The following is a 12,605-nucleotide window of genomic DNA, read 5'->3' as shown; positions in this document are numbered from 1 at the left end:
ACAACCCGTATCCCGCAAAATATTTACTTCCGGTAAAGATTCAACCTCAATAAAACCTGCAACTGTGCAACCTGCAACTTTGATAATTTCAACCCGCAACCCGCAACATATCAAACTTGCAACCCTCAACTTTCAAATCCCGCACCTCGCAACTAATACAACAAATACTTCTCCCTTACTGTTTTAAAATCTTCTAAGCCAGGTTTCCAGGTTTTGCGTATTGCCTCTGCGGTCATACCGTTTTCAATTTGCTTCTGCAGTTCTTTGGTTCCGGCGAGCTTTGTGAAAAATGCGTTGAAAAATTCCTCTTTTTGAGAGCTGTGATTATATGCTTCTATAAGCCATTCAAGGTTAAGATAATCCAGGTGCGCTGCATTTGAGAGATCTCTTCCGTAGCAGGTCTTGTTTAGGTGCTTTGGAGATTTGGCACCTTCATTAGGCTCGGGGACATAAGTGAATGGAAATACATCTTGTGAAAGGTAAGGGGAGCCAAATACTTGGAACTGCTTACTTGTGCCACGACCTGCATTAACGTTGGTTCCTTCAAAAAAACAAATGCTGGGGTACAGGTTAATTGACTTTGCATTAGGAAGGTTTGGAGAAGGTTTTACAGGAAGATCGTAGGACATGCTGTGAACATAATTTTCCATTTCAATCACTTTTAAATCGGTTTGCACGCCGTTCTTCAACCAGTCCTCGCCATTAGTCATTTTTGCGTATTCTCCAATGGTCATTCCGTGTACCACCGGGATGGGATGCATCCCTACAAAACTCTTGTACTGCGGGTCGAGCACCGGCCCGTCAAGGTAATGACCGTTTGGATTTGGACGGTCAAAAATGATCAATGTTATGTCATTTTCGGCAGCGGCTTCCATGACGTAATGCAGGGTAGAAATATAGGTGTAGAAGCGCACTCCCACATCCTGAAGATCAAAAATCAAAACATCAAGGCCTTCCAGCTGTTGTACAGATGGTTTTTTGTTGTCTCCATAAAGGGAAATTACCGGCAGGCCGGTATTTGGATCTTTTCCGTCTTCAACTACTTCGCCAGCATCGGCTGTACCCCGGAATCCATGCTCTGGGGCAAAAACTTTAACCAAATTCACGTCGAGGGCTAAAAGGGTATCTACAAGATGTACATTTCCTGCTTCCGTAGGAATAATACTGGTCTGGTTTCCTACCAACCCAACTTTCTTACCTTCCAAAAATGGCAAATAATAGGTGGTTCTTTCAGCACCCAGCTTCAGCTCTTTTGAAATTTTGGCAGGGGACTCGTTTTTGGCTTCAGCAGAATTAACCGAAGGATTTCCTGAATTGTTTCCGCAGGCGGTGGCGGTAATAACTAGGAATAAAAATGTACTTTTGAAAAATCTAAAACTCATAGCTACTCTTGAATTTGGAATTGTTTATCGCCAGGCGCCTTATTAGTGCGAAGCAGCACAAAAATAGCATATCGGCACCTATAATAAAAATAGCAATTGTTGCAATTGCTATTGGCGTGATAATGATGCTGGTAGCTTTTGCTACAAGCCTGGGACTGCAGCAGAAGATAAGAGAAAAGATGTCGGCTTTTACCGGTCATATCACCATTTCGAGCTATGACAACAACAATTCACAGGTTTCTTTAACGCCTATCTCGACCGACCAGGATTTTTATCCCGAATTTACCAGTGTAGAGGGAATTGATCACATCCAGGCCACGGCCTATCTTGGCGGAGTAATAAGGACTGAAACCGACTTTGAGGGTATCATCGTGAAAGGAGTTGGGCCCGATTTTAACTGGGAATATTTTGAAGATTTCCTGGTAGCAGGCAAAATGCCCAACGTTAGCGAAGGGCTGAATAATGAAGTGCTTATTTCCCGCTACACTGCAAACCGATTGGGTTTGGAAGTGGGAGACAAGGCAGTCACTTATTTTTTAAGGGATGAAACCAGCAGGACGCCATTAATCAGGGCTTTTGAGATCACGGGAATTTATAATTCTGGCTTTCAGGAGTTTGATGAGCTTTATATGTTGGGCGATCTTCGACATGTGCAGCGAATTAACCGCTGGGAAAAAGATGAAGTCGGTAATTTCGAGGTTTTTCTTAAAGATTTTGGTCAGCTGGAAGAGAAAGGGCAGGAGATCTATGAGAATACCGGTTCATTTCTCGATACCCGTACCATTAAGCAGCAGTATTATTCCCTTTTTGAATGGTTATCGCTTTTCGATTTTAACGTCGCGCTTATCATCGGGATCATGATTCTGGTGGCAGGCATTAATATGATCACCGCTCTTTTGGTGCTTATCCTGGAACGCACACAAATGATTGGCATTTTAAAAGCCCTGGGCAGCAGCGACTGGAGTGTCAGAAAGATCTTTTTATACAACGCCGGATATTTAATCCTGCTGGGTCTTTTCTGGGGAAATTTAATAGGTCTGGGGCTGTTATTTGCACAAAAGTACCTCAAGCTTATTCCACTAAACCCCGAGACTTATTATGTGACCGAAGCACCTGTGTACATTGGCTGGGAGTATATTGTAGCAGTTAATTTAGGTACCCTCTTTTTGTGTATGCTAATACTGCTTATTCCATCTTTTATCATTACCAGGATCTCCCCGGTAAAGGCCATGAAGTTCGATTAGGAAGAAGTGTCAAAAATGCCATTTTCGGCATCCCTTTTGCAATCTTTCTAAAGCTGCTTTTTTTCTTACCTTTGCAGCCGAAAATTTGAGATATGGAATACGCTGAAAATATACTAGGTACCATTGGAAATACGCCTCTAGTTAAGATCAATAAGCTTACGGAAGGTATAGATGCTTTGGTGCTGGCAAAATATGAAACTTTTAACCCCGGAAATTCGGTGAAGGACCGTATGGCGGTGAAAATGATTGAAGATGCCGAAGCTGCCGGACTTCTTAAGCCGGGGGGAACCATTATTGAAGGGACTTCGGGAAATACCGGAATGGGGCTTGCTCTTGCCGCTATAGTGAAGGGCTACCGAATGGTTTGTGTGATGGCCGACAAACAGTCTAAGGAGAAAATTGACATTTTACGAGCCGTAGGCAGTGAGGTTGTGGTTTGCCCAACCGATGTAGCGCCCGATGATCCTCAATCTTACTATTCCACTTCTAAACGCCTTTCGGAAGAAACCCCGAATTCCTGGTATGTGAACCAGTACGACAACCTTTCCAATACCAAAGCCCACTACGAGAGTACCGGGCCCGAAATCTGGAGGCAAACCGACGGAAAAGTAACACATTTTGTAGTAGGTGTGGGTACCGGCGGAACTATTTCGGGAGTAGGAAAATACCTGAAAGAGCAAAATCCCAATGTGAAGGTTTGGGGAGTTGATACCTATGGTTCGGTATTCAAAAAATATCATGAGACCGGCGAGTTTGATGAAAAGGAGATTTATCCATATGTTACAGAGGGTATTGGGGAAGATATCCTTCCGAAGAATGTAGATTTTGACATTATTGACGGTTTTACCAAGGTAACCGATAAAGATGCAGCGGTTTATACCCAAAGACTGGCTAAAGAAGAGGGGATGTTCCTTGGGAATAGTGCAGGAGCTGCTATGAAAGGACTGCTTCAGCTAAAAGAACATTTTAAGAAGGATGATGTGGTGGTAATCTTATTTCACGATCACGGCAGCCGCTATGTAGGTAAAATGTTCAATGATGAATGGATGCGAAAAATGGGATATATTGACTAAGAATATGTTCGCTGGAACCTAAAACCAGGACTTACTGATTTAAATAATAGAGAGCTGTCTTAATTTCTTACTTTAGGTAGCTTTTTTTATTGCTGAAGATTTCCTGCCTGCTTCCATTCCCTGAACCAGCCAAAAAGCAAATGCACCTAAAAAGTATAAAATCACATCTATTACATCTGATGTATATCTTGTAGAGTTATCGGGAAGATAAAGCTCAAAATAAACAGAATAAAGTGCCGCGAGAGAGCATGCTGAAAAAAGGGAAATTTTGATACCCTTGTTTCTGCTGAAGCTTCTAATGATAAACAGGCATATACTTAAAACTATGGGCATGCATAAAAGATCATTGAGGTGAGAAGTGAAAAATTCGGGTAAATCAACAGCTAGTTTTATTAAAGCCATATTCAGAAGAAAGGCTGCGAGGCAAATACTGAAAAGCAGATAGATATTTTTCATACCAGGAACAGAGCTGTAACAAAAGCCAGTGCGCCTCCAATAACCATTACTGCCAGCCAAATATTAAATCCTACTTTTTTGAGCAGAGACATGAATTTATTTTCCTTTTTTGGAGGTTTTTCGGCTTTATTATCCGGGTTTTGCTCTCCCGGTGGAGGTGGTGTGGGTTTCATGGGCAAGGTTTTGAGTAAGATAAAATATTTAGCTGAAAATTAATCGAGCAGCAGCCTCTTTAACCGTGAATTAAGAATTTCCTGAAAGTTGTCCTCTCAAAAATGGCATTTTTACTAATCATTTCTGAAAAAGTTCCCGTCAGTATTTGTATTGCTGCTGTTGAATAGTATATTTAGTGACTTAAAACTGAAATTGATGAAACAAATATCCGTAATTTGTTTAATGCTGATGCTGTTTGCGGGATGTAAAGAGAATTCTTCAGAAAATATTACAGTAGTAGAGCAACAGCCATTGCGATACCTGGCTTTGGGAGATTCTTATACTATAGGGGAAAGTGTAGCGCCCGAAATGAGATGGCCTGTGCAGCTTGTAGAAAAATTAAGAGCCGATGGGTTTGAAATTGAAGATCCCAGGATCATTGCCACTACAGGTTGGACCACTCAGGATTTTTTAAAGGCTATAGATGCGCTGCTAAACAATGAAAAATATGATCTTGTTTCGGTGCTCATTGGGGTAAATAATCAGTACCAGGGAAAATCTATAAAAACTTATCGGGAAGACCTGAAGGAAGTTTTTAAAGAAGCCATTTCACATTCGGTTAATGGAGCAGCAGGGGTTTTTGCAGTGAGCATTCCCGATTATGGAGTGACGCCTTTTGGTGCCGAAAATGCTGAAAAAATTGGACGTGAAATAGATGAATTCAATGAAGTTTTTAAGGGAGTAGCTTCAGAATTCAATATAGAGGTCTATGATATTACGTCCATTTCCCGTGAAGCAATAGAACAACCTGAATTAATTGCCGATGATAATCTTCATCCCAGTGGGGAAATGTACCGCCGTTGGGTAGAGAAATTTTATCCGGAGGTAAAGCAAAAGTTGCTTATCGAAAATTAACATTAGTTGTAAGACGAATCTGTCATTTTATTTAGTTGTGTATCAATAAGGTATGCGAATATTGTATACTTTTATTTGATGCGGGAAGATTATCTACACTATTTATGGCAGTTTCAGAAGTTCGATCTACAGGAGATGAAAACTGTAGATGGCGCTGTGGTTAGTGTCATCTCGCCAGGTCTGCACAATGAGCTTTCAGGTCCCGATTTTCTGTACTCAAGGCTTCGAATCAACGATCAGGAATGGGCAGGGAATGTCGAAGTCCATATTCGTTCTTCAGATTGGTACATGCATGGGCATGAAACTGATCCTGCCTATGATAATGTGATTCTTCATATTGTCTGGGTTCATGATGTTGATATCTTCCGAAGGGATAATTCGCTACTTCCGGTGATGGAGTTGCAGTCTCTGGTATTGCCTGAAAGCCTCAATAGCTATAACAGGTTGTGTGCAGAAGATCATGGGAAATGGATCAATTGCGAAAAAGAACTGCCCAATATTGATGATTTTGTAATAGACAATTGGCTGGAGCGGCTATATGTAGAAAGACTGGAGAAAAAATCTTCCCTCATTTCAGAACTCCTCTCAAAAACTGCCGGAGATTGGGAGGCGGTGCTTTTTCAAATGTTGGCGAAAAACTTTGGGCTCAATATTAATGGGGAGGCTTTTCTGAGTATCTCGGGATCTATTCCTTTTTCGGTAGTAAGAAAAGTGAGAGCAAATGCTCTCGAAATGGAAGCATTGCTACTGGGGCAGGCGGGGCTGCTGGAAAAAGATCATGAAGAACCTTATTTTTTAAAGTTAAAAGAGATCTATCTCTATTTGCAGCATAAGTTTAACTTGTGTAGAAAAGGAGTTCTGCCTGTAAAGTATTTTCGTCTCAGGCCCGATAACTTCCCTGAGATTCGCTTGGTGCAGCTCGCAGCAGTATATTGTGAACATGCCGCGCTGTTTTCGAAGCTTCAAAAATGTCAAAATACGCAACAGGTTCATGAACTTTTCGAAGTGCGATTAAATGAATTCTGGAATACGCACTACACTTTTTCTCGCAGGCACACTGCGAGAATAAAGAAACCGGGAAAGAAGTTCCTGGATCTTCTCATCGTGAATACTGTGGTTCCTGTAAAATTTGCCTATCTTAAAAGTGAGGGGAAAGATGCTTTCGAGATAGTGGCTCCCCTTATAGAAGCAGTTACTGCAGAGGAAAATGAAATAGTCAAAAAATTTAAAACCCTAAGGCCATCTATCGTGAAGAATGCATTAAGATCACAGGCATTACTGCAGTTAAAAAAAGAGTACTGTGACAGGAAAGCCTGTTTACATTGTGCAGTAGGCCTGGAAATCTTGCAACAGCAACCACATTTTTAATATATTTGTGATATGCAGAGATGGGTGAACCAAATAAGGAACTTTTTTGAGAGACATGGGTTTTATGTTTCTTCGCGCTTTGCCGATAAACTTGGGATGAGAGCTAAAAACGTAAGGTTGTTCTTTATCTACCTTTCGTTTGCCACTTTTGGGATAGGTTTTGCAGTTTACCTCACATTTGCTTTCCTGCTCAGGTTTAAGGATATGATCTACTCAAAACGCACATCAGTTTTTGATCTTTAGAAAGGCCTAAATTTCTCTTAAGTCTTATGGGTTAACGTTTTCTTTGCATTTTAACTTCATAAAATTTGAAAACGTTAATATTTTTAGCATCTTGCTTCGCCGAAAATTCCATTTAGTATTATTCTAAAATCCTTTTATGAGAAAGTCGATACTTTCATTATTATTCTGTGTATTCTTTTTAACTACTTATGCCCAAAACCTTGATGTTGAAGTCCAGGTTGAAAACCCTTCAAAGGTGATCAATGACGGCTTTGCTGAACTTCAGGTACAAGGGGGGGCGCCTCCTTATCAGTACAAATGGTCCAAAAAGGACACACCTTTGGATGCCCCGCGGGCAGAAGGTCTTATTGAAGGTGTAGATTATACGGTAACCGTTACCGATGCCAACAGCAACAGTGTTACCAAAACAATTAAAGTACCGGCAAAAGCCATTACAGAACATTTCAATGGCACCTTTGCTCCTATTGTAGAAAGTATGGGTAGCGTGCTATTTTGGGATCCATTCTCAGCTATTGGAATTTATGATCCTGTGGTCTATGCTGATATTAAAAGAGTAGCAGCGCCAAATTGGGAAGCCCGTACCGATAGTCGATTTCTCCTTAAAGAATGGCTTAAAGCCGAAGGAGAGCGTGTTGAAGAAGGTGAGCCTATTGCCATTGTGCTGCAGGATGGAGAAGAAGAAAGTACTGCCTACGCAAATGCTACAGGTACCCTCGAGTATTTAGTGAAGGAGGGGGGAATGATCTATAATTCAGAAAATGTTGAAGATGTTATTGAGCAGGGGGCACATTATCTCGCTGCCATAAGATATGATCAGCCTGTGCCATTACTTCATCCTAACGGAGATTTACAGAAAAAAGATATCCCATTCATTGTAATATGGCTCGTTTTAGGAGCATTGTTCTTTACAATAAGAATGGGCTTTATAAATATTAGAGGGTTTAAGCATGCTCTTGATCTTGCTAAAGGAAAATATGACGATCCAAACGCACCCGGACAGGTAACACACTTCCAGGCGCTTGCCACTGCAGTGTCGGGTACGGTAGGATTGGGTAATATTGCCGGGGTGGCTGTTGCTATTTCCCTTGGTGGAGCCGGAGCTACTCTCTGGATGATCCTTGCAGGGCTTCTGGGGATGTCGTCCAAATTTGTGGAGTGTACCCTGGGAGTAAAATACCGCTTTATAAATTCTGAAGGACGCGTTTTTGGAGGTCCTATGAATTATCTAAGGTATGGTCTTGAAAAGAGGAATATGGCCGGATTGGGTAAATTCCTGGCGGTTTTCTTTGCTATTCTTGCTATTGGAGCCTCCTTTGGAGGAGGAAACATGTTCCAGGCCAACCAGTCTTTTGTAATTCTTGCGGGTGAGTTTCCTGCGCTTGTTGGTAACGGCTTTATCTTTGGGGTAGTAGTTGCAATTCTTGTGGGAGTTGTGATCATTGGTGGAATAAGCAGTATTGCCAAAGTAACAGGGAAAATTGTTCCAATTATGGCAGCAGTCTACATTGTAGGAGCTCTGGTTGTCATTGGTGTGAATATTGAAAATATAGGTCCGGCGTTTGCTGCGATCTGGGATGGAGCCTTTAGCCCCAGTGCCTTAAAAGGTGGGGTAATTGGTGTATTGATTGTCGGTTTCCAAAGAGCGGCTTTTTCCAACGAGGCCGGGGTAGGATCTGCCGCAATTGCGCATTCTGCCGCCAAGACAAACAATCCGCCGTCTGAAGGTTTTGTGGCACTTCTTGAGCCTTTTATCGATACAGTTGTAGTGTGTACCCTTACTGCGCTTGTGCTTATTTTTACAGGAATGCACGAGGTTGAAGGAGTAGGAGGAGTTGAATTAACGTCTACCGCTTTTGGTAGTGTGATCTCGTGGTTCCCTTACGTTCTTGCCGCAGCAGTATTCTTGTTCGCTTTTTCAACAATGATCTCCTGGTCTTACTACGGAATGAGAGCCTGGACTTTTCTCTTCGGAAAAAGCAAGAATATGGAATTGCTCTATAAGGCACTTTTCCTTGTGTTTGTAGTAGTGGGAGCATCGGTGAGCCTTGGTGCTGTTCTTGACTTTTCAGATATGATGATCCTTGCTATGTCTTTCCCTAACATTATCGGGCTTTACATCATGTCTGGTGAGGTGAGAAAAGATCTTAGAGAATACTCAAGAAAATTGAAAGCCGGCGAGCTTTTTCACAAGCCTGAAAAAGAGCGGGTGAAAAAAGCCTCTTAAGGCCTAATTTATATAATGAAAAACTGGAAATCCCATTTTGTTTTCACCAGAAGTCAACAGAATGGGATTTTTGTTTTGGTAGCTATCATCATTGCCCTGCAGGGGATCTATTTTTTCTTTCTTTTTTCTTCGGAAGACCTTCCAGACCCTGAAGAAGAAAAAATTGTCACTGAAATGCAACGTGCTGTGGATTCATTGAAGCAGGTTGCGGCTGAAAGAGATGAGGTGACAGTCGCGCCTTTTAATCCCAACTTTATTTCAGATTATAAAGGTTACTTGCTGGGGCTTTCTGTAGCTGAAATAGACCGGCTTCATGAGTTTCGGGAACGTGATCTATGGATCAATTCTGCTGAAGAATTTCAGGAGGTCACGGGAGTTTCAGATTCTTTGCTGAAGATATTGTCGCCCTCATTTCAGTTTCCCACTTTCCGCAGAAATACTTCCGAAGAAAACAGGGTGTCAAAAAAGGCATTTTTGACACCTCTTTCCAAAGCTGATATTAATACCGCTACGGCCGAAGACCTGCAACGGGTTAATGGGATAGGGGAAAAACTTTCTGCCAGGATTGTGAAATACCGTAATTCGCTTGGCGGCTTTAGAGGAGAGGTGCAGCTTAATGATGTCTATGGTTTATCTCCGGAAGTTGTGGAAAGGCTGCTGCTGCACTTTGAGGTGCAGCAATGGCCTGGAGAACGGCTGGATATTAATAAGGTAAGCCTTATGCAGCTCATCGGCATCCCGTACTTGAATTACGAGCAGGCCCGTGCAATTGTGAAGTTTCGGGAAGAGGCAGGAGAAATAAAGAGCCTGGAAGAACTTGGGCAGATTCCGAATTTTCCTCTGGAAAAATTAGGCAGAATTGCCCTATATTTGAGCATTGACCAGAAAAACTAAGTTTTTCGCATTCCCAGAAAATTTTCAGGTTTAAAAAAAAACATTCAGAAATAAACTTTATGAACAGCAGATATTTTACAGAAGAACACGAATTATTCCGCAAAAGCTTTCAGGAATTCCTTCAAAAAGAGGTGGTTCCGCATATCGAAAAATGGGAGGAGACAGGAACTATTGAGCGCTTTATCTGGGAGAAATTTGGAGAAATGGGATATTTCGGCCTCAATTATTCCGAAGAATATGGAGGATTAAATCTCGATATTTTCTATACTGTGATTTTTCTTGAAGAGTTACAAAAGATCAATAGTGGCGGATTTGCAGCGGCTATGTGGGCGCATGCATATCTTGCAATGACGCACCTTGACAAAGAGGGAGATCACCGCATCAAAGAAAAGTATCTGACACCCAGTATTAGCGGAGAAAAGATTGGCTGTCTTTGTATTAGTGAGCCTTCTGGCGGGAGTGATGTTGCCGGAATGAGGACTACTGCGGTTAAAAAAGGGGATAAATATGTCATTAATGGCTCCAAGACTTTTATTACGAATGGAGTCTATTCAGATTATCTTGTTGTAGCTGCAAAGACTGCTCCCGAGCTAAAAGGGAAAGGGATGAGCATTTTTGTGATAGACCGTGAAACTCCCGGTATTTCGGCCACAAAACTGAATAAACTGGGCTGGAGGGCATCAGATACTGCCGAGATTGCTTTTGATAATGTAGAAGTACCAGCTTCAAACCTTATGGGGGAGGAGGGTAAAGGCTTTCCTTACATCATGCAGCACTTTGCTTTTGAAAGGCTGATTATGGGGATCAACTCCCATGCCCGTGCAGAGTTTGCCTTAGACTATACTTTGAAGTATATGAAAGAAAGGGAAGCTTTTGGGAGAACCATAGATAAGTTCCAGGCTCTGCGTCACAGCTATGCCGATATGGCCAGCGAGGTGGAGATGGCAAAAGAATTTAATTATTCTATTGCCGAAAGGATGCACCGCGGGGTTTATGTGGTTAAAGAAGCCAGTATGTCTAAGCTGCTTTCTACAAAAATAGCCGATGAGGTTATTTACAAGTGCCTTCAGTTTTTGGGGGGATATGGCTACATGGAAGATTATCCATTAGCGCGGTTGTTGAGGGATAGCCGCCTGGGGCCTATTGGAGGCGGGACTTCAGAAATTCTTCGCGAGATCATCGCTAAAATGGTGATTGACGGGAAGGAATATAAGCCGGCGGCCCAGTAGTTCAAGGTTTAAAGTTCAGGGTTCAAGGTTTGGAAGTTTTCCAGTTGAAGCTCCAGGTTATCTTAAATCTGATCCTACTGCCCGCCTGGAACTGATTCTTTAAACTTCAAATTGGAGTTTGGTGCTTGGAAATTTTTTTAAAGAAATAAAACAAATTAAAATTGCGAGTTTACAATTAACGATTATCTTTGCAGCTCGAAAATAATTTTTAAAGAAAGGAGGTGACACTATGTTAATTATACCAGTTAAAGACGGAGAGAATATTGATAGAGCGCTGAAGCGTTTCAAGCGTAAATTTGATCGCACAGGAACAATGCGTCAGTTGAGAGATCGTCAGGCATTTACAAAACCGTCGGTAGAACGTAGGGCTCAAGTCCAAAAAGCTGCTTACATTCAGCATCTAAGAGATCAGGAAGAGATCTAGTATCAATTCTTAAGCCTGAGTTCTTAGGTATATAATATTAACTGTTGATAGATAAAGTTTTATAACTTTGTTTGTCAACAGTTTTTTTATGCCCCAAAATATTTACACTTCATTTTTTGATTACCTGGAACTGGAAAAAAAGAATTCGGTTCACACGGTCACGGCATACCGGGCCGATCTTCTTTCTTTTGCCGGTTTTATCGCTGAAACTTACGGGCAGGAGGATCTCAAGCAGGTTAATTACTCCCAGGTGCGTAGCTGGATTGTGCAGCTGGTTGAGCAGGGCATGTCCAATAATAGTATTAACCGAAAGGTATCTTCTTTAAAAGCTTTTTATCGTTTTCTTCAGAAGTCAAAGCAGCTGGAAATTTCTCCTTTAGCAAAACACAGGGCTTTAAAGACTTCACGCAACCTGCAGGTGCCATTTTCTGAAGGAGAAATGGAACAGGTCCTGGGGCAGGTGCAGGCTGAAGGTTTTGAAGAAGTTAGAAATAAACTGATGGTTGAACTTTTCTATTCAACCGGGATAAGGCGAAGTGAGCTCATAAATATAAGGTTGCAGGATTTAGATATGACTACTGGTCTTCTAAAGGTAAAAGGTAAAGGGAATAAAGAGAGGTTTGTGCCGCTTTTACCTGGTGTTGTGAATACATTAAAGGGGTATCTCAATGAGAGGGAAGGTGTCAAAAATGCTGTTTCAGAAGACTTTTTATTTTTGACAGCAGCAGGCGTTAAAACCTATGATTCGCTTGTTTACCGCACAATAAATAATTACTTTAGAGGTATCTCGAGTAAGCTAAAGAAGAGTCCGCATATCCTGCGGCACTCCTTTGCCACTCACTTATTGAACCAGGGTGCTCATTTAAATGCTGTTAAGGAACTTTTGGGGCATTCCAGCCTTGCTGCTACCCAGGTTTATACTCATAACAGCATGGCTGAGCTTAATAAGGTCTACCGCAATGCGCATCCAAGGAACAACAAGAAGGTGTTATAGAATTTG

13 protein-coding genes are annotated in these 12,605 nt (G+C 41.7%); 10 read left to right on the top strand and 3 right to left on the bottom strand.

What is annotated here, in order from left to right; translation table 11 throughout:
* Positions 1–152: 152 nt before the first annotated feature.
* A complete protein-coding gene (locus V5739_RS03240) occupies positions 153–1,382 on the bottom strand; it encodes an exo-beta-N-acetylmuramidase NamZ family protein (RefSeq protein ID WP_423819614.1) in 1,230 nt (409 codons plus the stop codon).
* Positions 1,383–1,390: 8 nt separating this feature from the next.
* On the opposite strand from V5739_RS03240, the gene V5739_RS03235 reads away from it, so the two are divergent.
* Positions 1,391–2,626, top strand: coding sequence for an ABC transporter permease (locus tag V5739_RS03235; protein ID WP_423819613.1), 1,236 nt, complete (start codon positions 1,391–1,393; stop codon positions 2,624–2,626).
* Positions 2,627–2,718: 92 nt separating this feature from the next.
* Positions 2,719–3,699 carry a PLP-dependent cysteine synthase family protein gene (locus tag V5739_RS03230; protein WP_423819612.1) on the top strand — a complete coding sequence of 327 codons (981 nt, stop codon included), beginning with the start codon at positions 2,719–2,721 and terminating at the stop codon, positions 3,697–3,699.
* Positions 3,700–3,771: 72 nt separating this feature from the next.
* Here the strand turns inward: V5739_RS03230 and V5739_RS03225 are convergent, their stop codons facing one another.
* Positions 3,772–4,155 carry a hypothetical protein gene (locus V5739_RS03225; RefSeq protein ID WP_423819611.1) on the bottom strand — a complete coding sequence of 128 codons (384 nt, stop codon included), beginning with the start codon at positions 4,153–4,155 and terminating at the stop codon, positions 3,772–3,774.
* Entirely contained in the window at positions 4,152–4,328 is a 177-nt protein-coding gene (locus V5739_RS03220; protein ID WP_423819610.1) for a hypothetical protein, read from the bottom strand. Before V5739_RS03220 ends, V5739_RS03225 begins: the two co-directional genes overlap by 4 nt.
* A gap of 196 nt (positions 4,329–4,524) precedes the next feature.
* Here V5739_RS03220 and V5739_RS03215 point away from each other — a divergent pair, with 196 nt between their 5' ends.
* From V5739_RS03215 to V5739_RS03180, 8 genes are all read left to right on the top strand, one after another.
* Entirely contained in the window at positions 4,525–5,223 is a 699-nt protein-coding gene (locus V5739_RS03215; protein WP_423819609.1) for a GDSL-type esterase/lipase family protein, read from the top strand.
* 78 nt (positions 5,224–5,301) lie between these two features.
* On the top strand, positions 5,302–6,591 hold the full coding sequence (locus V5739_RS03210; protein ID WP_423819608.1) for a DUF2851 family protein: 1,290 nt from the start codon (positions 5,302–5,304) through the stop codon (positions 6,589–6,591).
* A 12-nt stretch (positions 6,592–6,603) separates the two neighbouring features.
* Positions 6,604–6,834: a PspC domain-containing protein gene (locus tag V5739_RS03205; RefSeq protein WP_266069923.1), complete on the top strand. Its 231-nt coding sequence runs from the start codon at positions 6,604–6,606 to the stop codon at positions 6,832–6,834.
* 136 nt (positions 6,835–6,970) lie between these two features.
* The gene (locus V5739_RS03200; protein ID WP_423819607.1) at positions 6,971–9,058 is read left to right on the top strand and encodes an amino acid carrier protein; all 2,088 of its coding nucleotides are present in this window, start codon (positions 6,971–6,973) and stop codon (positions 9,056–9,058) included.
* Between the two features lie 15 nt (positions 9,059–9,073).
* Positions 9,074–9,952, top strand: a complete 879-nt coding sequence (locus tag V5739_RS03195; protein ID WP_423819606.1) for a ComEA family DNA-binding protein — start codon at positions 9,074–9,076, stop codon at positions 9,950–9,952.
* Between the two features lie 59 nt (positions 9,953–10,011).
* Complete coding sequence (locus V5739_RS03190) at positions 10,012–11,181, top strand: acyl-CoA dehydrogenase family protein (protein ID WP_423819605.1); 1,170 nt, start codon at positions 10,012–10,014, stop codon at positions 11,179–11,181.
* 229 nt (positions 11,182–11,410) lie between these two features.
* On the top strand, positions 11,411–11,605 hold the full coding sequence (gene rpsU / locus V5739_RS03185) for a 30S ribosomal protein S21 (protein ID WP_266069931.1): 195 nt from the start codon (positions 11,411–11,413) through the stop codon (positions 11,603–11,605).
* Positions 11,606–11,693: 88 nt separating this feature from the next.
* The gene (locus V5739_RS03180) at positions 11,694–12,599 is read left to right on the top strand and encodes a tyrosine-type recombinase/integrase (RefSeq protein WP_423819604.1); all 906 of its coding nucleotides are present in this window, start codon (positions 11,694–11,696) and stop codon (positions 12,597–12,599) included.
* Positions 12,600–12,605: the final 6 nt, after the last annotated feature.

It is taken from the genome of Salinimicrobium sp. TIG7-5_MAKvit, from assembly GCF_049569215.1.
Taxonomy (GTDB): Bacteria; Bacteroidota; Bacteroidia; order Flavobacteriales; family Flavobacteriaceae; genus Salinimicrobium; species Salinimicrobium profundisediminis.
The sequence above is the reverse complement of the archived record's forward strand: the minus strand, read 5'-3'. Positions and strand labels throughout refer to the sequence as shown.

Excerpts from the sequence above, each read along its gene's own strand:
- V5739_RS03200 (WP_423819607.1), top strand. The coding sequence starts at position 6,971 with ATGAGAAAGTCGATACTTTCATTATTATTCTGTGTATTCTTTTTAACT.
- V5739_RS03210 (WP_423819608.1), top strand. The coding sequence starts at position 5,302 with ATGCGGGAAGATTATCTACACTATTTATGGCAGTTTCAGAAGTTCGAT.
- V5739_RS03230 (WP_423819612.1), top strand. The coding sequence starts at position 2,719 with ATGGAATACGCTGAAAATATACTAGGTACCATTGGAAATACGCCTCTA.
- V5739_RS03225 (WP_423819611.1), bottom strand. The coding sequence starts at position 4,155 with ATGAAAAATATCTATCTGCTTTTCAGTATTTGCCTCGCAGCCTTTCTT.
- rpsU (WP_266069931.1), top strand. The coding sequence starts at position 11,411 with ATGTTAATTATACCAGTTAAAGACGGAGAGAATATTGATAGAGCGCTG.
- V5739_RS03240 (WP_423819614.1), bottom strand. The coding sequence starts at position 1,382 with ATGAGTTTTAGATTTTTCAAAAGTACATTTTTATTCCTAGTTATTACC.
- V5739_RS03215 (WP_423819609.1), top strand. The coding sequence starts at position 4,525 with ATGAAACAAATATCCGTAATTTGTTTAATGCTGATGCTGTTTGCGGGA.
- V5739_RS03205 (WP_266069923.1), top strand. The coding sequence starts at position 6,604 with ATGCAGAGATGGGTGAACCAAATAAGGAACTTTTTTGAGAGACATGGG.
- V5739_RS03190 (WP_423819605.1), top strand. The coding sequence starts at position 10,012 with ATGAACAGCAGATATTTTACAGAAGAACACGAATTATTCCGCAAAAGC.
- V5739_RS03180 (WP_423819604.1), top strand. The coding sequence starts at position 11,694 with ATGCCCCAAAATATTTACACTTCATTTTTTGATTACCTGGAACTGGAA.
- V5739_RS03195 (WP_423819606.1), top strand. The coding sequence starts at position 9,074 with ATGAAAAACTGGAAATCCCATTTTGTTTTCACCAGAAGTCAACAGAAT.
- V5739_RS03220 (WP_423819610.1), bottom strand. The coding sequence starts at position 4,328 with ATGAAACCCACACCACCTCCACCGGGAGAGCAAAACCCGGATAATAAA.